The sequence below is a fragment of the Cupriavidus gilardii genome (genome assembly GCF_008801915.1).
GTDB classification, from domain to species: domain Bacteria; phylum Pseudomonadota; class Gammaproteobacteria; order Burkholderiales; family Burkholderiaceae; genus Cupriavidus; species Cupriavidus gilardii.
This window is the reverse complement of the sequence record NZ_VZOV01000001.1, coordinates 240659-259599: the sequence shown is the minus strand read 5'-3', so window position 1 is coordinate 259599 and position 18941 is coordinate 240659. Positions and strand designations below refer to the sequence as shown.

Below are 18941 nucleotides of genomic sequence, written 5' to 3'. Positions count from 1 at the left end.
GCACAGACGGGGACGCAGACGGGGCCACAGACGGCGAGACAGGCGAGACAGGCGAGACGGACGGCGCAGCGGCCGACGCACCGGCTGCGGCCGCGCGCTCCCGACTAGTCCGACGCGACGGTGCGGCCGGCGCGGGCGGCGTCAGACCGCAGCCGCGCAGCACCAATGCGACCAGATGCTCGGTGGCGCGTTCGTAATCGCGCCGCTCCAGCCGCTGCACGCCGAGCACGGCGCAGATCTGAGCCTCGAAGTCGGCATAGGTTTGCGTCGCGGCCCAGATCGTGAAGAACAGATGGCTCGGATCGATCTGCGCCATCCGGCCCGCGGCGATCCAGCCGTGTATCACCACGGACTTGCGGCCCACCAGGCTGCGCAGCGCGTCGCGCAACACGTCGCCGATTTCCGGCGCGCCATGCAGCAGCTCGTTGGCAAACACGCGCGACGCGTCGGGATAGCGTGCCGAGAGCCGCATCTTGGCACGGATATATTGCTCGAGCGCGGCCTCGGGCGAGCGCTCGGCGCTGATGATGTCCGCCTGCGACAGCCACAGCCGCAGCGTGTTGGCCAGCACCGCGCGGTAGAGCGCCTGCTTGGTGCGGAAGTAGTAGTGCAGATTGGACTTGGGCACGCCGGCGCGCGCGGCGATTTCCGCCATGGTCGCGCCGGCGAACCCGGCCCGCGCGAACACGCCTTCGGCCGCGCGCAAGATGCGCGCCTCGTTGCGCTGGCGGATGCGGCCGGCGTTGCCGTCGCGGCCGGCCAGCGCCTGCAGGCGGGCGGCGGGAGCTAGTGCGTCCATGGCGCGGTCCGGCGTGGCGGTGGCAACGGCAGCGCCTTCACAGGCGGGGCCGGGACGGGCGCCGCGGCGTCAGCGCGTGCCGTACAGCCGGTCGCCCGCATCGCCGAGTCCGGGCACGATATAGCCGTGCTCGTTCAACTGTTCGTCGATCGCGGCGGTGACGATGGCCACGTCGGGATGCGCGGCCTGCAAGGCCCGCAAGCCCGGGCGCGAGGCGATCAGGCACACGTACTTGAGCGCGGTGACGCCGGCCTCCTTGAGCCGGTTCAGCGCGGCGATCGCGGAATTGCCGGTCGCCAGCATCGGGTCGACCACGATCACCAGCCGCTCCTGGATGTCGTCGGGCATCTTGAAGTAGTACTCGATCGGCTCCAGCGTTTCGGGGTCGCGGTACAGGCCGATGTGGCCGACCCGCGCGGCCGGCAGCAGGTCGAGCATGCCATCGAGGAAGCCGTTGCCCGCGCGCAGGATCGACACCAGGCACAGCTTCTTGCCGGACAGCATCGGCGACTGCATCGGCGCAATCGGCGTCTTGATCGCCACGGTCTCCATCGCGAGATCCCGCGTCGCCTCGTAGGTCAGCAGCTGCGCGATCTCGCGCACCAGGCGGCGGAAGTTGTCGGTGGTGGTGTCCTCGCTGCGCACCAGCGTGACCTTGTGCTGGACCAGCGGGTGGTCGACCACCATCACCGGCGCGGCGGCCGGCGCGATGGGCGGCATGACGGCGGGGAGTCCGGTGGACAGCGCCACGGACGGATCGACGGACAGATCGGCAGACAGGGCGGTCATGTTGGCACTCCTCGATGCGGCCGTGGCGGCATGCGGCCAGGGCGAAACGACGGCGTGCAGGCGCGCGGCATCTGGCGGCCGCGCTCCGCACGGACTGGAACTCAGAACACCGTGCCGTCGCTGTCGATCGCGAACGGCGGCGGGCCGCCCGGGCGGCGCTTGGCCGCGATGCGCCGGCCCGCCGCCCAGGTACCGCCCTCCAGCACGCGCGCCAGCGGGAAGGCGTCGGCCGACAGGCCCAGCGCCTGCCGCGTTGCGTCGGCGACGAGATCCAGGCCGGTCACCGTCAGCGCGCGCCATTCGACGATGGCGGGCTCGTCGACCCGATGCACCGCCTCGGCAAAGCCGGCATCGCGCGGCACCATCAGCTCGAAGTCGTACAGCAGGCCGCCGTTGCGGTATTCGGGCAGGCCGGTCAGCGCATCGAGCCCGGTCACCGTCAGGCCGCCGTCCTCGAGCGGCTCGAGCAGCGAATAGGTCAGCCACTGCGTCAGCTTGTGGAACGGCACCAGGCCGTCCGGGCTGGCCGGATGGCGCCAGCAGTCGCCGAGCGAGACGCCCTCCAGCTGCAGCCGTCCCGGCCAGACGGGCCCGAGCGCGACCAGCAGCGTGCGCAGCACGAACGCCGCGTCGATGCGCCCTTCGCTGGCATGCGCCTTCAGATAGTCGAACAGATTGCCGAGCCTGGCCGGTTCGCCGAACACGGCCGGCGTCGCCTGCGCGACCTTGCCGAGCCGGCGCACCAGGCCGGCGCGGCCCTCGAGCCCGACCAGCGGATTGTGCTGGGCGACCTGGAAGGCGGTGGCCAGCGTCGACGGATCGATCTGCGCCAGCCGCTCGGCATCCGAGCGCAGCGGCTCGTCCGGCGTCGCCGAAAAGCCGCCGCGCGCGAACAGGTCGAAGCTGGCCACGCCAAGCCCCTCGGAGCGGCTCAGGCTCAGGTCGCTGGCCGGATCGCGGTAGCGCCAGTCCGGGCCCGCGCCCGCGTCGAGCAGCACGCTCGGAATCACCAGGTCGATGCCGATGCGCGCGCGCTCTTCGCGATGATCGTCGCCGGTCAGCGCCGCGCGTTCGCACAGGATGCCCCAGCGGTCGCGCAGCTCGCCCGGACCGCCGCTTTCGAAATGGCGCCAGCGGCTGTGGTAAGGCACCTGCAGATCGCGGTAGCGCGAGCGGATGGTGGTCGCCACATAGTCGGCGATCGCAGCGACCCGCTCGGGATGCCAGCTGAACCACTGCGAATCGCCGGCCGCCACCGCGGCCGTCACCGCGGCGCAGCGCGCCCGCACCGCCTGCGCGGTCAACAACGCCGAAGCCGGATGATCGGGTTCGACCCAGCTTTGCCAGCCTTCGCGCGAAGCACGGGCTTGCCCGGCCGCGCCCATCGATGCTGCATCGTCTCGTTCTGTCATTCGTCCAGTCCCCTGCCCTTGGCCACCGTCAGGTCGGCGGCGTCCGGAGGCGTGTAACGGGTGAAGTAGCCCGCCGCCACCTTGGCGTCGATCTCCACCCTCGCGTCGGCCGGAATCAGCGCATCGGGGATCGGCACCTGCTCGACCACTTCGATTCCCTGCGCGACCAGCGCACCGTGTTTCATATTGCTCATCGAGGCCCAGCGGTCGATGCGGCGGATGCCCAGCCAATGGAAGACATCGGGCATCAGTTCCTGGAAGCGCATGTCCTGCACGCCGGCCACGCATTCGGTCCGCGCGAAATAGGTTTCGGCGCGGTCGCCGCCGGCCTGCCGCTTGCGCGCGTTGTAGACCAGGAATTTGGTGACCTCGCCCAGCGCGCGGCCTTCCTTGCGGTTGTAGACCACCAGGCCGACGCCGCCCTGCTGGGCCATCTCGATGCACACCTCGATACCGTGCGCCAGATACGGACGGCACGTACAGATGTCAGACCCGAATACGTCCGAGCCGTTGCATTCGTCGTGCACGCGGCAGGCGACCGGCGTCTGCGGCTTGCCCAGCAGGCTGACGTCGCCGAAGAAATACAGCGTCATGCCGCCGATCGGCGGCAGGAAGACCTTCAGATCGGGCCGCGTCACCAGCTCGGGGAACATGCCGCTGGTCTGCTCGAACAGGCCGCGGCGCAGCGCGCTTTCCTTGATGCCGAAGCGGCGCGCCATGCCGGGCAGATACCAGACCGGATCGACGGCGGCCTTGGTGACCCGCACATCGCCGTTGGCGAACAGGATCCGCCCATCGGGGATCAGCCGCCCGGCGGCGATCGCCGCCACCAGTTCCGGCATGTTGATATGGGCACGCGTGATGGCGATGGTGGGCCGGATATCGACGCCGGCGGCGATGCGGTCGGCGAAGACCGTCGACACCAGATGGCCCCACGGGTCCAGCGACACGATCTTGTCCGGATCGCCCCATTGCGGATGCGGACCGATCGCCTCGGCCGGCGCCGTGTCGGTCAGGTCGGGGCGATGGTCGCGCTGCAGCTTGCCCGAAGCCACTGCCAGCGCGCGATAGACCGCGTAGGCACCGGCATGCGTCCCGATCACGTTGCGGTGCGCCGGATTGGTCAGCGTCGCGATCACGGGCCCGCGCTCGGCCGCGGTCGGCGCGCCCCAGTGGATCGGCTCGGCCGGCTTGTCGCGGCGTGCGTGCGAGGTCAGGACGATGTGATCGGACATGGCAGCCTCGAGGCGTGAATCCTGACCAAACGGTCAGGTTTACCTTGATGGTAGGCAATCGCCATGCCAAGCGCGTATGGGCGTTTTCCCCTTTTCGGTACGCCCCCTCACCAAAGACGGCACAACAACGGTTCATGCGGCGCCCACGTATCGTGCGGCGCCGCCGGATGTTGCCAACGGGCAACGCTGGCTAGCGGGCGAGCCCCTCGCGGTTGCGCAACAACAACTTGCCGAGCGATGCGAACGGGTCGCGCGATTCGACATATCGGTAAAAAAGCGCACCGGCCGCGTTGCTCGCCAGCCACGCCAGCACCATGCCGAGGGCGTTCAGCCAGGGCATGCCAGGCGCGAGCCGGGACAACAGGCTGTTGACCAGCAGGCAGATCGGAAAGTGCACCAGGAACACCGAGTACGAGATCGCGCCGAACGTGGCGAAGACACGGCCGCGCGGCCATGCCGCCAGCCAGCCGCCGCGCCGTGCCAGCGTCAGCAGCAGCGCGACGGCCAGCGCGAGCGCGATGCGCGAACGCATGTCGACCGTCAGCGCGGCGATGCCTGCCGCGGCAAGCGCCGCCAGCCACCACCCCGATCGTCCCGGATTCGACGCCCAGTAGCCGAGCACGCCCAGGCCGTAGGCGCCGAAGAAATAGATCGCCCACATGTCCCAGTCCGCGTCCCTGTTGAACCAGAACAGCGAAGCCAGCGCGAGCGTCACCACCAGTGCCGTGCCCACGCCGACCTGCCAGCCGGCGGGCGAACGCCGCGCCAGCCATAGCGTCAGCAACAGCAGCGCGAACAGCTGGAAGTCGATCGCGACATACCAGACGCCCGCCGACAGCGCGTCGATATCGAGCACGTCGTGCAGCAGCAGCAGATGCGCCAGCAGCTGCCCCCACTGCGGCGGCGCCGGAATCGACGGATGGTCCATGCCTTGCCGCGCGAGCGCTGCCGCGACGATGGCCAGACCGATCGCGGCGGCGAACGGCACCGCCAGCTTGCGATAGCGCCGCAGCAGCGCCGCCAGCGGCCGCGGCGTGCGCAGCCGGCCGTCGGGCGCCAGGCTGCGTGCCGCCAGGAAGCCGCCGATCACCAGGAACAGCTGGACCGCGATGCGTGCGTAGTCGGCGAGCCAATCGATCAGGACCGGGGCGAGGGAATGGGCCGCATCGGACATCGGCCCGTAGAAGGCCAGGTGGTGCAGCACGATCAGTTGCGAGCCGACGGCCTTGAGCGCATCGATGCCGGCCAGGCGCGCGGGTTGGGAAGAGATGGAGGACAAGACGGAAACCAGGCAGGAAAATCGCCGCCCGGCCCCGACGCGCCCGTGCGCGGCGCGGCACCGGACCGCGTGGCCCGCGATTGTACCCGGGGCCACGTGCAGGCATCGGCATGTCGTACCCTGCCGTTGCGTCTGGCTCGGCACATTGACCTAGGGTATTTACTTATGACGAAGTTGTCGTTCCCCCGGGACAAACCTATCGATACCCTTGGGTCTTTGCTGTTTTCTATCGCCCCGCCATGTTGTCTTCCTTCCGCTCTTTCCGTCGCTCTCTTGGTTCGCTCCGCCCGGCGCTGCTCGCGGCCGCTCTGCTCGGCACCGGCGTCGCGCATGCCGCCGGCGCCGAGGCGCTGCACGGCCCGGTCCTCGACAAGATCCGCTCCAGCGGCACCATCGTGCTCGGCTACCGCGAGTCGGCGCTGCCGTTCTCGTTCGCCGACGACAAGGGCCAGCCGGCCGGCTACGCGGTCGACCTGTGCCTGCGCGCGGCCGAGGGCGCGCGCCAGGCGCTGGGCCTGAAGGACCTGAAGGTCCGCTGGATGCCGCTGACCCCGCAGAACCGCATCCCGGGCATTGTCAATGGCCTGGTCGACCTCGACTGCGCGCCGAACACCAATACGCTGGAGCGCCAGAAGCAGGTCGCGTTCAGCGTCTCGCACTATGTGTCGACGGTGCGGTTGCTGGTGCGCGCCGATTCCGGCATCGATTCGCTCGACGATCTGCGCGGCAAGACCGTGGTGACCAGCGCGGGTTCGACCGGCGACCGCCATGTGCGCCGGCTCAAGGGCCAGTACGGCTACCGCGACATCTACGCCAAGGATCATGGCGAATCGTTCCTGCTGCTCGAGTCCGGCCGCGCCCAGGCCTTCGTGATGGACGACGTGCTGCTGGCCGGCCTGCGTGCCCGCGCCAAGGATCCATCGCAATATGTGATCGTCGGCCCCGCGCTGTCGGTCGAGCAGAACGCGCTGATGCTGTCGAAGGCTGACCCGGCATGGAAGCGCCTGGTCGACCAGACGCTGGCCGGCGTCTATGGCAGTCCGCAGATCGAGACGCTGCAGCAGCGCTGGTTCCAGAAGCCGATCGGGGCACGCCAGATCAATCTGGCGCTGACCCCGTCGGCCGAGGTTCGCGAGGCGTGGAAGCATCCGTCCGACGCCGTGACCGAATAGCCTCATGCCGAAGCGGCGACCGCCGGCAATGCTCGCTTTCCATGAGCGCCGCGCGCTGCCGACAGCCGATGTGACTCGCTTGACAGCCGCGAGACAGGTTGGAGACACTGGCGCGGGCGGCGTGTCGACGCCCGCCCATCGTCAGCCGCCCATCCGATGGACGGCAACTTTCGAGGAGACACCATGAGCAAGTTCGTCGCGACGGCCATCGCGCTGTGCATCGGCACCGCCTCGCTGGCGGTGCACGCCCAGAACACCGGCGGCAAGAAGCAGTTCGACCCGTACTCGCAAGGCGCCAAGGCGGGCGAGAAATTCGACCCGTACAGCCAGGGGGCGAAAGCCGGCGACAAGTTCGATCCCTACAGCCAGGGGGCCAACCAGAGCACCCGCGCCGACCTCGCGCCGGGCCAGGACGAAGGCAAGAAGAACGGCCACAACAAGGCGAAGAAGGCCAAGCCCGCCAAGCCGGCCAACTGACACCGGATCACGGGCCAGCCCCGGGGGCGGCCCGATCCGATGCGAATCCAGAACCCGCTGCGCGCGGGTTTTTTTGCGTCCGCGCGTTTTGACACGCCTCTGGCACGTCAATAAGTTACCTAAAAAGCACAGGACATATGTCCCGGGCCGCCCGCCGCGCGCCTGCCGGGCCCGTGTAGGACATTTTTCGGTATCAGGCGTCATAGCTTTCGCACAAAATGCGAACTTCGCCGTTGACATAGGCGACGTATGCACCACACGGAGCGCAGCGCTCCGTCGCGGGTTGTCAGCAAGCGGCCGAGGCCGCGCCGCACCGTTTCAGGAGTTTCATGCGCCGTTCCCCGACCACGCACGCCAGCGGCTTGTCCGCGGCGGTGATCGCCCTGGTCGTCCTCTATGTCGTCCTGCTCTGGTTCGGGACGCTGGACGCCCGCCATCTGTTGCGCTCCGACGAAGGCCGCTATGCCGAGATCGCGCGCGAGATGTTCGCCAGCGGCGACTGGGTCACGATCCGCTACAACGGCGTCAAGTATTTCGAGAAGCCGCCGTTTCACCTGTGGGTCACGGCGCTGGCCTATACCGCCTTCGGTCTCGGCGAATGGCAGGCGCGGCTGTGCGTGGCGCTGTCCGGCTTCGTCGGCCTGCTGGCGTCGATGTGGGCGGCCGGCCGCTGGTTCGGCACCCGCGCCGGCTGGCTGACCGGGCTGGCGCTGGCGGCCGCGCCGATGTGGAGCGTCGCCGCCCACTTCAATTCGCTGGACATGACGTTGGCCGGCGCCCTCGCCTGCGTGCTGGCCTGCATGCTGCTGGCCCAGCATCCCGACACCACGCCGGCCGCACGGCGCGGCTGGATGCTGGGCTGCTGGGCCGCGATGGGCGTCGCCATCCTGACCAAGGGCCTGATCGGACTCGCCTTGCCCGGGCTGGTGCTGGTCGTCTACACCGCGATCGCGCGCGACTTCGCGCTGTGGCGGCGGCTGCATCTGTTCTCGGGCTTCGCGCTGCTGCTGGCGATCACCGTGCCGTGGTTCTGGCTGATCGCCGAGCGCAATCCGGAATTCCTGCGCTTCTTCTTCATCCACGAGCACTGGCAGCGCTATACCACCAGCGTCCACCATCGGCAGGGTCCGCTGTGGTACTTCGTGCCCCTGCTGCTGGCCGGCTTCCTGCCATGGCTCGCGCTGGCGCCCGGCATCTGGCGCGCGGTGCGCCGCGAGCGGGCCGAGGCCGCGCAGGCGGCAAGCGCCGTCCCGCTGCGTCCCGCGCTGCTGATGCTGGTCTGGGCCGGCGCCATCTTCGTGTTCTTCAGCCTGTCGAACTCCAAGCTGCCCGGCTATATCGTGCCGATCTTCCCGGCGCTGGGCATGCTGGCCGGGGTCGCGCTGGACCGCATCGGCGACACCGGCTGGCGGCGCTATACGAACAGCTCGACCGCGCCCGCCTGCCGCATTTGCCGCTGGCCTGGGGCACGGTGCCCGGGCGCAGCGGCGAACTGATCGTGCAGCGCTGAAGCGCCGGTTTTTCGCGGCCGACGCGCCGAGACGCGGGTTCTCGGGCCGGACGCGCTGAGGCGGCGGTTTCTCGGCTGGCAGCATCGGCCGGTGCGGACCATCAGCGCAGCCGCCCCGCCAGCCGCAGCCCGTTGAACACGACCAGCAGGCTCGCGCCCATGTCGGCGAACACCGCCATCCACATCGTGCCCAGCCCCGCCACGGTCAGCGCGAGGAATACCGCCTTGATGCCCAGCGCCAGTGCGATGTTCTGCGTCAGCACCGTGCCGGTGCGGCGCGACAGCCGGATAAAGGCCGGGATCTTGCGCAGGTCGTCGTCCATCAGCGCGACGTCGGCGGTCTCGATCGCGGTGTCGGTGCCGGCCACCCCCATCGCAAAGCCGATGTCCGCGCGCGCCAGCGCCGGCGCATCGTTGATGCCGTCGCCGACCATGCCGACGCGGCCATGCTTTTGTCCCTTCGTCTTCGGGCCCTGCGAAACCTGCGCCGTCAGCGCCGCGACGGCCTCGGCCTTGTCCTGCGGCAGCTGGTTGCCGCGCGCCTCGTCGATGCCCACCTCCGCCGCGATCGCCTGCGCCGTATGCGGGTTGTCGCCGGACAGCATCATCGTGCCGACCCCCAGCGCGTGCAACTCGGCGACGGCGTCGCGGCTCGTCTGCTTGACGGTATCGGCGACGGAGAACAACGCATGCACGCCCGGACCACCCGCTCGCTTCTCGCCGCCCGCCAGCAGCACCACCGTCCGGCCCTGGCGCTCGATCGCCTCCAGCCGCGCCTCCAGCGCCTCCGAGCACAGCCCCATCTCGTGGATCAGCCGATGGTTGCCGAGCCAATACGAATGGCCGTCGACCTTGCCCGCGACGCCGCGTCCGGGCAGTGCCTCGAAGTGCTGGACCTCCAGCGTCTCGACGCCATCGCGCCGCGCCGCCGCGGCGACCGCGCCCGACACCGGATGGTCCGAACGCGCCGCCAGGCTCGCCGCGATCGCGCGGGCGCGCGCCGGCGCGCCGGGCAGCAGCGCGTAGTCGATCTGCTGCGGCCGGCCGTGCGTGATGGTGCCGGTCTTGTCCAGCGCCAGCCAGCGCAGCGATTTGCCCTGCTCCAGATAGACGCCGCCCTTGATCAGGATGCCGTGACGCGCTGCCGCGGCCAGCGCGCTGACGATGGTGACCGGCGTCGAAATGACCAGCGCACAGGGGCAGGCGATCACCAGCAGCACCAGCGCCTTGTAGATCCAGTCGAGCCAGGCGCCACCGGTCAGCAACGGCGGCAGCACGGCGACCAGCAGCGCGATGACGAAGATCGTCGGCGTGTAGACGCGCGCGAAGCGGTCGACGAAGCGCTGCGTCGGCGCGCGGCTGGCCTGCGCCGCCTCGACCGCATGGATGATGCGCGCCAGCGTCGAATCGGAGGCCGGCGCGGTCACTTCGTATTCGAGCTCGCCGGTCTGGTTGATCGAGCCGGCGAACAGCAGATCGCCGGCCTGCTTGTCGACCGGCACGCTCTCGCCGGTGATCGGCGCCTGGTCCAGCGCCGACTGGCCGCGCAGCACCCGGCCATCGAGCGCGACCCGTTCGCCGGGCCGCAGCCTTGCGACGGCGCCGGGCGGCACGCTGCCCGCGGGCACCGCCAGCCAGGCGCCGTCGGGCTGCAGCACGGTGGCCTGCTCCGGCGCCATCGCCATCAGACCCCGGATGGCGTTGCGGGCGCGGTCCAGCGAGGCAGCCTCGATCCGCTCGGCCAGCGCGAACAGCACCATCACCATCGCCGCTTCGGGCCAATGGCCGATCAGCAGCGCGCCGGTCACGGCAATGCTCATCAGCGCGTTGATATTCAGGTTGCGGTTGCGCAGCGCGATCCAGCCCTTGCGATAGGTGCCCAAGCCGGCCACGGCGATCGCCACCAGCGCCAACGCCGCCGGCAGCCATGGCGTGGCCACCGAGAACCATTCGGCCAGCTCGGCGCCCAGCGCCGCGACGCCGCCCAGCGCCAGCGGCCACCACGGCGTGGCCGGTGCCGGGGCGGCCTGTGCGCTCGACGGCGACATGCCGCCTTCGGCCGCCAGCGTTTCGGCCTGCATGCCGACGCTGGCGATCGCCGCCATCAGCGGCTGCTCCGAATCGAGCGTGTGATGCACGGTGAGAATCCGCTGCATCAGATTGAACTGCAGTCCCGCCACACCCGCCATGCCGCCCAGCTTGCCGCGCAGCAGCGCCTCCTCGGTCGGGCAGTCCATCGCCTCGATGCGAAAGCGCGCGGTCCGCGTGCCGGCCGGCGCCTCGGCTTCGGTTGCCGGCGATGACATCGCGACGGCGCCGCAGGCGCTGCCGCAGCAGGAGGAAGTCAGCGAGGAAGAGGCGGCAGGGGCGGCAGGGGCGGCGTGGCGAGGATCGCCGCCGCCGCGATGCTGGTGTCCGTGATCGCCGTGGTCATGATCGTGGCCGTGGCGATGCTCGTGACCGTGGGCGTGATCGTGGGCGTGCCCGTCGGGCTGCCCGGGCCCGCCGCAGGGGCCTGCTTTCGCGTCGCAGCACGAGGCCGGCCTGGAGGCGGGACCGGTGGCGGGGCTGGAGGGGGAACTGGTGGAGGATGGGTCTTCCGGCGAGAGTCTGGCCATCGAAGGTTCCGTGGGCTGTGGCATCGGTGCCATTGAACAGCCTGTAGCCGCTACAGGGTCAAGCCACCCTGTCCGCGGCACGGTCAATTTCTCAAGTTCGAGCGCGATGCCGCGCGTTCCGGCCTCCCGCCGCCTCTTGCCGCCTCTCGCCCCTGTCGCTGCCTGTCGCCGCCTCTCGCCCCTGTCGCTGCCTCTCGCCGCCTCTCGCCCCTGTCGCTGCCTCTCGCCGCCTCTCGCCCCTCAGTGCGTCACATTGACCATCCAGTTCAGCCCGAAGCGGTCCTGCAGCATGCCGAAGCCCTCGGACCAGAAGGTCTTCTGCATCGGCATCATCACGCGGCCGCCCTCGGACAGCGCGTCGAACCACTGGCGCGCCTGGTCCAGCGACGGCGCGACGATCGACAGGCTGAAGCCCGCGAAGGCCTCGGGCGGCGCGCCCGGCATGCCGTCGGACGCGAGGATCTCGCTCTGTCCGACCGTCACGCTCGCATGCATGATCTTGTCGTCCCAGCCTGCTGGCAGCGGCGGCTGGGCGTCGCCGTCGCCGCCTTCCTCGGCCGGCATTTCGCTGAACCGCATCATCATGTTGACCCTGGCGCCGAGCGCCTTGCCGTAGAACGCCAGCGCCTCCTCGCAGCGCCCGCCGAAATAGAGATAAGGCTGTATCTGCATGTCCGTCTCCTGCGTCGATCGTGCCGATCGTGTCGATCCATGGATGGCGGCGCCGTGGCCGTCGCGCCGACGCCGCGGGCCTTGCGGCGGTACCGCAAGGGCGCCGTCATTATGCGCCGCGGAGCGCGCCCTGCGGTCGCGCAAACCGCCGCCGTTCCCGCGCAGTCGAGGATCGGGCGACGTTGCTCGAAGCGGGCGCCGTGGGGCTGCCGGGTCCCGCTTTCGCGGGGACGGCGCCATGGCTCTGCCAGCCTTGCAGCATTGTCATCTTCGTGTCAGGGCCGTGTCGGCGGGCCTGCAGTTACAATGCCGCCTGACCGTGACAAGGCCCCGGCAACCGCCCGCAACGCGCCTTTGGCACGGACCTTTCCTCCGCTCGATCCGCCCGTGAACCGTATGCCGTACCGTCTCCTGCTGTCTGTCGCCCTGGCCATGCTGGCCCTGCCCCTGCCGGGGCTTGCCGGCACGGCAAAGCCCGCTTGCGGCGCGGCGCAGACCACCGCGGCCACGCCGATGATGAGCCGGCATGCGGCGCTGAAGCTGCAGGCCGAGGCGGAATTGCTAGGGCGCGAACCGGCCGGTTGCACCGGTGCGGACAAGGAACGGGACGCCGACGACGATGCCGCCGAGGGCGAAGAACGCCACGCCCGGCACCCCGGCGCGGCCATGTGCGCCATCGCGGCCGTGCTGCCGGGGCTGGAACTGAGCCAGTATCGCCATATGCCGCCGCGTTCGCCGCTGGGCACGCTGGCGGGCGCGACGCCGGACTCGCTGTTTCCGTCCAGTCCGGCACGCTGCTGAGCGCAAGCCCGAGCGCGCGGCCCGGGCGGCCGCGGCATCGATTCAGCTGACGCGATAGAACTCGGGCGTCTGGCCCGCATTGACGGCCCGCTGCAGCCAGTCCGGCATTTCGCCGGTGCCATCCCAGCATTGGCCCAGTGCATTGCGATAGAGCACGCCGGCGGGCTCGGGCGGTGCGGATTCGTTCGCGGCTGGGGCGGCAGCCGAAGGAGCTGCCGATGATGGGGCGGGGGTTGCCGATGTTGGCGTATCGGCGGCGCGGCCGCGTTCGGTCCGGGCGCTGCCGGAGAAACATCCGGCCGCCACCAGATCGTCCAGCGACAGGCCATAACGATCCATCTGCGCGCGCACCCAGGCGGCCGCGGCTAGTCGGGCTTCATCGAACTCGGACATGGCGTTTTCGTGCACGCTGCCGACCCGAGGCGGCCGACAGGCTAGGAGGACAACAGAAGGACCCGGCGGTGCCGGTCGAACATCGCGATTCTACAGGCTCGGCGCCGATACGCCGTGCCGGCGCGGCAAAACCTTGAATTGCGCCACGCCTTCGCGCTAAGGTCGAGCCTCTCTTCCGCCGCAAGCCAGGACTCCCTCCGTGTTTTCGCCGTTCCCCTTCCCGCCTCTGCGCCGATGCCATGCCACGCGCGCCAGGAGCGCGCGCCCGTGAACATCATCGTCGACGTATTGATCCTGCTCGGCGCGCTGCTGGCGATCGTGGCGGTAGTGCAGGTCGCCGCGGCCAGGCTGCGGTTTCCGGAATCGACGCTGCTGTCGGCGATCGGCATCGCCATCGGCGCCGGCTATGTGGCGATCGACGCCACGCTGCCCGAGTTCGCCGAGCACTTCCTGCATCCGCTGATCGATCCGTCGCTGCCGCCCGAAGCCTATCTGTGGATCTTCCTGCCGCCGCTGCTGTTCCATGCGGCGCTGACCGCCGATGTGCGCAGCATGTTGCCGGACGCCGCGCCGATCCTGCTGCTGGCGGTGGTGGCGGTGGTCGTTGCCACCGGCGTGATCGGCGTCGTCACCGCCGCGGCCAGCGGCATGAACCTGGTGGTCTGCCTGCTGCTCGGCGCGGTGGTGGCGACCACCGACCCGGCCGCGGTGATCGCGATCTTTCGCGATGTCGGCGCGCCGGCCCGGCTGATCCGGCTGGTCGAGGGCGAGAGCCTGCTCAACGACGCCGCCGCGATCGCGCTGGTCGGCGTGCTGATCGCGATGCTGACCGGCCACGGCGCCGAAGCGACGCTCGCCGCGGGCCTGACCGAACTGGCCTGGGCCTTTGGCGGCGGCATGGTGTGCGGCCTGATCGCCGGCCGCCTGCTGGCCGAGCTGCTGCCGGCGCTGGCCGGCCTTGCGGTCGCCGAAGCGGCGCTGACGCTGGCGCTGCCCTATCCGCTCTATCTGCTGGCCGAGCAGCTGCTGCATGTGTCCGGCGTGGTCGCCGTGGTCTGCGCCGGCCTGACCCTCGGCGCGCTCGGTCCGACGCGGCTGAACCCGCCCAATTGGCGGCACCTGCGGATGATCTGGGAGCAGTTCGCCGGCATCGCGGGCGCGGTGGTGTTCCTGCTGGCCGCGGTGCGGGTGCCTGCGCTGCTGCAGGGCGTCACCCCGCATCACGGTTGGCTGTTGCTGGCGCTGGTCGCCGCGGCGTTGCTGGCGCGTCTGGCGACGCTGTTCGGCCTGCTGCCCCTGCTGACCTGGCTGCGGCTGTCCGCGCCGATCGATTCGGCGTACAAGCTGGCGATCGCCTGGGGCGGACTGCGCGGCGCGGTCACGCTGGTACTCGCGCTGGGCATCGCAGAGAACCGTGCGCTGCCGCAGGAGACGCGCCATTTCGTCGCGATCCTGGCGACGGGCTTCGTGCTGGTCAGTCTGCTGGTCAATGGCACCACGCTGCGCTGGCTGATCCGCCGGCTCGAACTGGACACGCTGTCGCCGCAGGAACTGGCGCTGCAGCGCCAGGCGATCCGGCTGTCGACCGAAGAGGTCGAAAGCGCGCTGGACCGGCTGGCCGACAGCTTCGTTCTGCCGCCGTCGGCGGCGCGCGAGGTTGCCGCGCATTACCGGCGCGACATCGAACTGGGCTCGGCCGACTTCGATTTCGACAGCGCGCTGTCCGAGCGCGCGCGGCTGTCGATCGGGCTGGTCACGCTGGCCACACGCGAGAGCGAGCTGATTCCCGAGTACGGCAACGGCGTGGTGTCGGTCGCCAATCTGGACGCGATGATGCGCAACACCGCGCAGATGATCGACGCCGCGCGCGAACAGGGCCGCATCGGCTACAACCGCGCGGCGCGCCACATCCTCGACTACCAGAAGAGCTTTCGCATCGCGCTGTTCCTGCACCGGCGGCTGTCGATCGACCGGCCGCTGGCGCGTGTGCTGGCCGACCGCTTCGAGCTGATGATCGTGCGCCAGACCGTGCTGCAGCGGCTGCGGCAATACAACCGCGCGATGCTGTCGCCGGTGTTCGGCGCACGCATGGCCACCGTGCTCGACGGCGTGCTCGAGGACCGCTTCCACGCCGCCGAACAGGCGCTGCAGGAAATGCGCGAGCAATTCGGCAGCTATACCGTCGCGCTGGAGAAACGGATGCTGATGCTGTTCGCGCTGCGCAAGGGCCAGCACGAGCTGCAGGCGATGCGCGAGGAGAACGTGATCTCGCGCGAGGCCTACAACCAGATCGCGCGCGCGATCCGGCAGGCGTGGGAGGCGAATCTGGCGCGGCCGCCGCTGCGCGGCAGCTTCGGCGACGGCGCACGCACGCGTCCGCCGCCCGCCAAGGTGCCGACACCGCGCGCGCCGGGCGAGATCGCGCCGGCCAACCTCGATGGGGGCGATGCGGGAATCGATGGACGGTAGTCATGCTGGGCAGGAGGACAAACAGCGCCCGTATACTGATGCCCCTGGCGCGCCGCGCATCCCTGGTACGGCGCCCCACCCCAACGCGCGGCACAGCGCGTGTCACCGATCTTTCCCTTCCACATTCGACAACAACACGGAGCAGCAGTCATGCGTGTCGCATTCCTCGGCCTCGGCGTCATGGGCTTTCATATGGCCGGTCATCTGGCCGCCAAGGGGCATCAGGTCACGGTCTATAACCGCACCGCCAGCAAGGCCCAGGCATGGGTCGAGCGCTTCGGCGGGCAGTCGGCGGCCACGCCGGCGCTGGCGGCGCGCGATGCCGAGCTGGTCTGCAGCTGCGTCGGCAACGACGACGACCTGCGCGCGGTGCTGACCGGCCCCGACGGCGCCTTCGACGCCGCGCCGGCCGGCTGCATCTTCGTCGACCACACGACGGCCAGCGCCAACGTCGCGCGCGAACTGTACGAGCAGGCCAACGCGCGCGGCCTGCATTTCGTCGATGCGCCGGTGTCCGGCGGCGAGTCCGGCGCGCAGAACGGCGTGCTGACCGTGATGTGCGGCGGCGACGAGGCGGTGTTCGCGCGCGCCGAGCCGGTGATCTCGGCCTTCGCCCGCGCGGTCACGCGCATCGGTGGTCCCGGCGCCGGGCAGCTGGCCAAGATGGTCAACCAGATCGCGATCGCTGGCCTGCTCGAAGGGCTGTCCGAGGCGATCGCCTTCGGCCAGCGCGCCGGGCTCGACATGCCGCTGGTGCTGTCGGTGATCAGCAAGGGCGCCGCCGGTTCATGGCAGCTCGAGAACCGCGGCCCGACCATGGTCGAAGGCAAGTTCGACTTCGGTTTCGCGGTCGACTGGATGCGCAAGGACCTGGGCCTGTGCCTGGACGAGGCGCGCCGCAACGGCGCCACGCTGCCGGTCACCGCGCTGGTCGACCAGTTCTACGCCGAACTGCAGCGCGACGGCGGCGGCCGCGACGATACCTCGTCGCTGATCCGGCGCCTGCGCCGATAAGCCTCGGCACGGAATCGGCACGCGCAACGGGATTGCCAGGCGCGCACGCGTCGCCCGCGTCGTCCGATTCCTACATGGCTTTCAGCGCCGGACCGGGTGGGAGCCCGTGGGCGCGGGTCTATCGTTGAAGCAACCGGGAGCGGACCCCGAGGCGGCCGAACGGCGCCAAAGGGTGGCACGGTACTGAAGACCAACGAACAAACCCGCCAGGCTAGCCCTCGGCAAAGGAGCCTCCCATGACTCTAGGCACCATTCTTCTGATCGTGCTGATCATCCTGCTGATCGGCGCGCTGCCTTCGTGGCCCTACAGCAGCGGCTGGGGCTACTGGCCCAGCGGCGGGCTCGGCCTCATCCTGCTGATCGTGATTGCGCTGGTCGTCATGGGCAGGTTGTAGCGCGTTGCGGCGCCAGCCGCAGCGGTACCGGTAGGCCTGCCCGCCGCCTTGTTTGGGGACAGGGGGCGACGGGCAGGTGAAAAGGCGGTCGAGAGACCGCCTTTTCTTTTTGGTGTGCCGGAATTGCCGCGATGGACCGCGAGTGCCGTTGTCCCTCTCCCCCGGCCCCTCTCCCGCTCGGCGCGAGAAGGGAGGCGACCACCCCGAATGGGATGGATCAGGCCGCGGGCTTCGTTCCTGCGCTGCCGCGCTCACCGAGCCGGCGCAGCGCCAGCATCGGCAGCCGCAGCAGGAAGCCGAACACCAGCCGGACATGCATCGAGGTCAGCAGGATGTTGTCGCGCACATAGTGGAAGTGCGACACGCCGCCCTCGTCCTCGCGGAAATAGCGCACCGGGGTATCGATGTTGATCGGCCGCACGCCGCGCCAGCACAAGCGGATCGCGACCTCGGGGTCGAAGTCCATGCGCCGCATCCAGCGGTTGCCCCGCATCACCGCGCACAGCGGCGCGATTGGATAGACGCGGAAGCCGTACAGCGAATCGCCGATGCCGGCCCACAGCGTCTCCAGGTCGGCGAACACATTGCTCAGGCGCCGTCCGTAGACCCGTGCGCGCGGGGCGCTGTCGTCGAACACCGGCTTGCCGAGCACCATCGCGTCCGGGTTGCGGCGCGACAGCTCCAGCATCTTGCCGATCATCGCGGCAGGATGCTGCCCATCGGAATCCATCGTCAGCGCGTGCGTAAAGCCCTCGGCGGCGGCCTGTTCCAGCCCGTGCAGCACCGCGGCGCCCTTGCCGCGGTTCTTCGGCAGCACCAGCACGCGCAGGCCGGGATCGGCCTCGGCCTGCTGCTGCAGCCATTCGGTGCTGCCGTCGGTACTGCGGTCGACGACGACCCAGACCGGGTTCCATTGGGCTCGCGCCTCGCGCACGACCTCGCGCACCTTGGGGCCGGGGTTGTAGCTCGGGATGATCACCAGATGCGTGGTCGAACGTTCGGTCATGCGGCCGTGCTCCATCAATGTGTTGTCCCTGGCCGGCGTGGCGCGCTGCGCGTCCGCCGGCCCCTGCCTGCGCACTGCTCCTTTCTCCTCGACGTTTGTGCCGTACCGTTGGTTCCTCGTTTCGTTCCGCTTCGTCCCTTTGGCCTAGCCGGCCGCCATGCCGCCGTTGATCGACAGCACCTGCCCGGTGACATAGGCGGCGGCGTCGGACACCAGATAGGCGACCATTGTCGCGACCTCTTCCGGCTGGCCGGCGCGGCCCATCGGCACCAGCTCGCGGATCCGCTCGGGCGGAAAGGCCTGCTGCGCCATCGGCGAATCGACGATCCCGGGCGCCACCGCGTTGACCGTGACGCCGCGCGAAGCCATCTCGATCGCCAGCGAGCGCGTAGCCGCAATCACGCCCGCCTTGGCTGCAGCATAGTTCACCTGACCGCGATTGCCGATCAGGCCTGCCACCGAGGCGATATTGACGATGCGCCCCCAGCGGGTCCGCATCATCGGCATCAGCAGGGGTTGCGTCACGTTGAAGAAGCCGTGCAGCGAGACGTCGATGACCCGGCGCCATTGCTCGCGCGTCATGCCGACCATCGGCGCGTCGTCGTGGATGCCGGCGTTGTTGACCAGCACCTGCACCGGGCCCTCGGCGAGGATGCGCTGCAGCGCCTGCTCGGTGGCATCGGCATCGGTCACGTCGAAGGCGATCGCCTCGGCCTCGCCGCCGGCGGCACGGATGCGCTCGGCGACCTGCTGCGCCTCGTCCAGGCGCCGGTTGGCATGGACCCAGACGCGGCAGCCACCGGCGGCCAGGGTCTGGCAGATCGCCTGTCCGAGCGCGCCGCTGCCGCCGGTGACGAGAGCCAGCTTGCGGACGGGCGCGGGCACAAGCCGGGGCGTGCG

Annotated in this window: 15 protein-coding genes and 2 pseudogenes; 7 read left to right on the top strand and 10 right to left on the bottom strand. The window is 69.9% G+C overall.

What is annotated here, in order from left to right; translation table 11 throughout:
* Nucleotides 1-121 precede the first annotated feature (121 nt).
* The 5 genes and pseudogenes from F7Q96_RS01050 to F7Q96_RS01030 form a co-directional block, all read right to left on the bottom strand.
* Nucleotides 122-799, bottom strand: a pseudogene (locus F7Q96_RS01050) (TetR family transcriptional regulator C-terminal domain-containing protein); the annotation flags it as partial.
* Nucleotides 800-868: 69 nt separating this feature from the next.
* Nucleotides 869-1519: a uracil phosphoribosyltransferase gene (gene upp, locus F7Q96_RS01045; protein WP_053824665.1), complete on the bottom strand. Its 651-nt coding sequence runs from the start codon at nucleotides 1517-1519 to the stop codon at nucleotides 869-871.
* A 170-nt stretch (nucleotides 1520-1689) separates the two neighbouring features.
* The gene (locus F7Q96_RS01040; RefSeq protein ID WP_053824142.1) at nucleotides 1690-2973 is read right to left on the bottom strand and encodes a URC4/urg3 family protein; all 1284 of its coding nucleotides are present in this window, start codon (nucleotides 2971-2973) and stop codon (nucleotides 1690-1692) included.
* Between the two features lie 23 nt (nucleotides 2974-2996).
* Complete coding sequence (locus tag F7Q96_RS01035; protein ID WP_053824143.1) at nucleotides 2997-4235, bottom strand: GTP cyclohydrolase II; 1239 nt, start codon at nucleotides 4233-4235, stop codon at nucleotides 2997-2999.
* A 190-nt stretch (nucleotides 4236-4425) separates the two neighbouring features.
* The gene (locus tag F7Q96_RS01030) at nucleotides 4426-5505 is read right to left on the bottom strand and encodes an acyltransferase family protein (protein ID WP_053824666.1); all 1080 of its coding nucleotides are present in this window, start codon (nucleotides 5503-5505) and stop codon (nucleotides 4426-4428) included.
* A 248-nt stretch (nucleotides 5506-5753) separates the two neighbouring features.
* On the opposite strand from F7Q96_RS01030, the gene F7Q96_RS01025 reads away from it, so the two are divergent.
* The 3 genes and pseudogenes from F7Q96_RS01025 to F7Q96_RS01015 form a co-directional block, all read left to right on the top strand.
* The gene (locus F7Q96_RS01025) at nucleotides 5754-6686 is read left to right on the top strand and encodes an amino acid ABC transporter substrate-binding protein (protein ID WP_151021917.1); all 933 of its coding nucleotides are present in this window, start codon (nucleotides 5754-5756) and stop codon (nucleotides 6684-6686) included.
* A 183-nt stretch (nucleotides 6687-6869) separates the two neighbouring features.
* On the top strand, nucleotides 6870-7163 hold the full coding sequence (locus F7Q96_RS01020) for a hypothetical protein (protein WP_053824145.1): 294 nt from the start codon (nucleotides 6870-6872) through the stop codon (nucleotides 7161-7163).
* Between the two features lie 329 nt (nucleotides 7164-7492).
* A pseudogene (locus F7Q96_RS01015) lies at nucleotides 7493-8599 on the top strand (glycosyltransferase family 39 protein); the annotation flags it as partial.
* Nucleotides 8600-8774: 175 nt separating this feature from the next.
* On the opposite strand, the gene F7Q96_RS01010 reads toward F7Q96_RS01015, so the two are convergent.
* Together F7Q96_RS01010 and F7Q96_RS01005 are read right to left on the bottom strand one after the other, a co-directional pair.
* On the bottom strand, nucleotides 8775-11315 hold the full coding sequence (locus F7Q96_RS01010; protein ID WP_390884799.1) for a heavy metal translocating P-type ATPase: 2541 nt from the start codon (nucleotides 11313-11315) through the stop codon (nucleotides 8775-8777).
* A gap of 216 nt (nucleotides 11316-11531) precedes the next feature.
* Nucleotides 11532-11963, bottom strand: coding sequence for a VOC family protein (locus F7Q96_RS01005; protein WP_053824146.1), 432 nt, complete (start codon nucleotides 11961-11963; stop codon nucleotides 11532-11534).
* A gap of 396 nt (nucleotides 11964-12359) precedes the next feature.
* Between F7Q96_RS01005 and F7Q96_RS01000 the strand changes: the two genes are divergently transcribed.
* Nucleotides 12360-12764 (top strand): hypothetical protein, encoded by a 405-nt coding sequence (locus F7Q96_RS01000; protein ID WP_053824147.1) that lies wholly within the window; start codon nucleotides 12360-12362, stop codon nucleotides 12762-12764.
* 42 nt (nucleotides 12765-12806) lie between these two features.
* Here the strand turns inward: F7Q96_RS01000 and F7Q96_RS00995 are convergent, their stop codons facing one another.
* Nucleotides 12807-13157 (bottom strand): H-NS family nucleoid-associated regulatory protein, encoded by a 351-nt coding sequence (locus F7Q96_RS00995; protein WP_053824148.1) that lies wholly within the window; start codon nucleotides 13155-13157, stop codon nucleotides 12807-12809.
* Nucleotides 13158-13424: 267 nt separating this feature from the next.
* On the opposite strand from F7Q96_RS00995, the gene F7Q96_RS00990 reads away from it, so the two are divergent.
* From F7Q96_RS00990 to F7Q96_RS00980, 3 genes are all read left to right on the top strand, one after another.
* Nucleotides 13425-15626, top strand: a complete 2202-nt coding sequence (locus F7Q96_RS00990) for a cation:proton antiporter (RefSeq protein ID WP_082371878.1) — start codon at nucleotides 13425-13427, stop codon at nucleotides 15624-15626.
* Nucleotides 15627-15776: 150 nt separating this feature from the next.
* Complete coding sequence (locus F7Q96_RS00985; RefSeq protein ID WP_053824149.1) at nucleotides 15777-16640, top strand: NAD(P)-dependent oxidoreductase; 864 nt, start codon at nucleotides 15777-15779, stop codon at nucleotides 16638-16640.
* 236 nt (nucleotides 16641-16876) lie between these two features.
* Nucleotides 16877-17035, top strand: a complete 159-nt coding sequence (locus F7Q96_RS00980; protein WP_006577307.1) for a DUF3309 domain-containing protein — start codon at nucleotides 16877-16879, stop codon at nucleotides 17033-17035.
* Between the two features lie 217 nt (nucleotides 17036-17252).
* Here F7Q96_RS00980 and F7Q96_RS00975 read toward each other — a convergent pair whose 3' ends face one another.
* Both F7Q96_RS00975 and fabG read right to left on the bottom strand, forming a co-directional pair.
* Nucleotides 17253-18041 carry a glycosyltransferase family 2 protein gene (locus F7Q96_RS00975; RefSeq protein WP_151021915.1) on the bottom strand — a complete coding sequence of 263 codons (789 nt, stop codon included), beginning with the start codon at nucleotides 18039-18041 and terminating at the stop codon, nucleotides 17253-17255.
* 144 nt (nucleotides 18042-18185) lie between these two features.
* Entirely contained in the window at nucleotides 18186-18926 is a 741-nt protein-coding gene (fabG, locus tag F7Q96_RS00970) for a 3-oxoacyl-ACP reductase FabG (RefSeq protein WP_249041634.1), read from the bottom strand.
* Nucleotides 18927-18941: the final 15 nt, after the last annotated feature.

Bases quoted from the DNA above. Each gene is read 5' to 3' on its own strand.
- F7Q96_RS01025 (WP_151021917.1), top strand. From the start codon at position 5,754: ATGTTGTCTTCCTTCCGCTCTTTCCGTCGCTCTCTTGGTTCGCTCCGC.
- F7Q96_RS00985 (WP_053824149.1), top strand. From the start codon at position 15,777: ATGCGTGTCGCATTCCTCGGCCTCGGCGTCATGGGCTTTCATATGGCC.
- F7Q96_RS01010 (WP_390884799.1), bottom strand. From the start codon at position 11,315: ATGCCACAGCCCACGGAACCTTCGATGGCCAGACTCTCGCCGGAAGAC.
- F7Q96_RS00980 (WP_006577307.1), top strand. From the start codon at position 16,877: ATGACTCTAGGCACCATTCTTCTGATCGTGCTGATCATCCTGCTGATC.
- F7Q96_RS01020 (WP_053824145.1), top strand. From the start codon at position 6,870: ATGAGCAAGTTCGTCGCGACGGCCATCGCGCTGTGCATCGGCACCGCC.
- F7Q96_RS00975 (WP_151021915.1), bottom strand. From the start codon at position 18,041: ATGACCGAACGTTCGACCACGCATCTGGTGATCATCCCGAGCTACAAC.
- F7Q96_RS01000 (WP_053824147.1), top strand. From the start codon at position 12,360: ATGCCGTACCGTCTCCTGCTGTCTGTCGCCCTGGCCATGCTGGCCCTG.
- F7Q96_RS00995 (WP_053824148.1), bottom strand. From the start codon at position 13,157: ATGTCCGAGTTCGATGAAGCCCGACTAGCCGCGGCCGCCTGGGTGCGC.
- F7Q96_RS01035 (WP_053824143.1), bottom strand. From the start codon at position 4,235: ATGTCCGATCACATCGTCCTGACCTCGCACGCACGCCGCGACAAGCCG.
- upp (WP_053824665.1), bottom strand. From the start codon at position 1,519: ATGCCGCCCATCGCGCCGGCCGCCGCGCCGGTGATGGTGGTCGACCAC.
- F7Q96_RS01005 (WP_053824146.1), bottom strand. From the start codon at position 11,963: ATGCAGATACAGCCTTATCTCTATTTCGGCGGGCGCTGCGAGGAGGCG.
- F7Q96_RS01040 (WP_053824142.1), bottom strand. From the start codon at position 2,973: ATGGGCGCGGCCGGGCAAGCCCGTGCTTCGCGCGAAGGCTGGCAAAGC.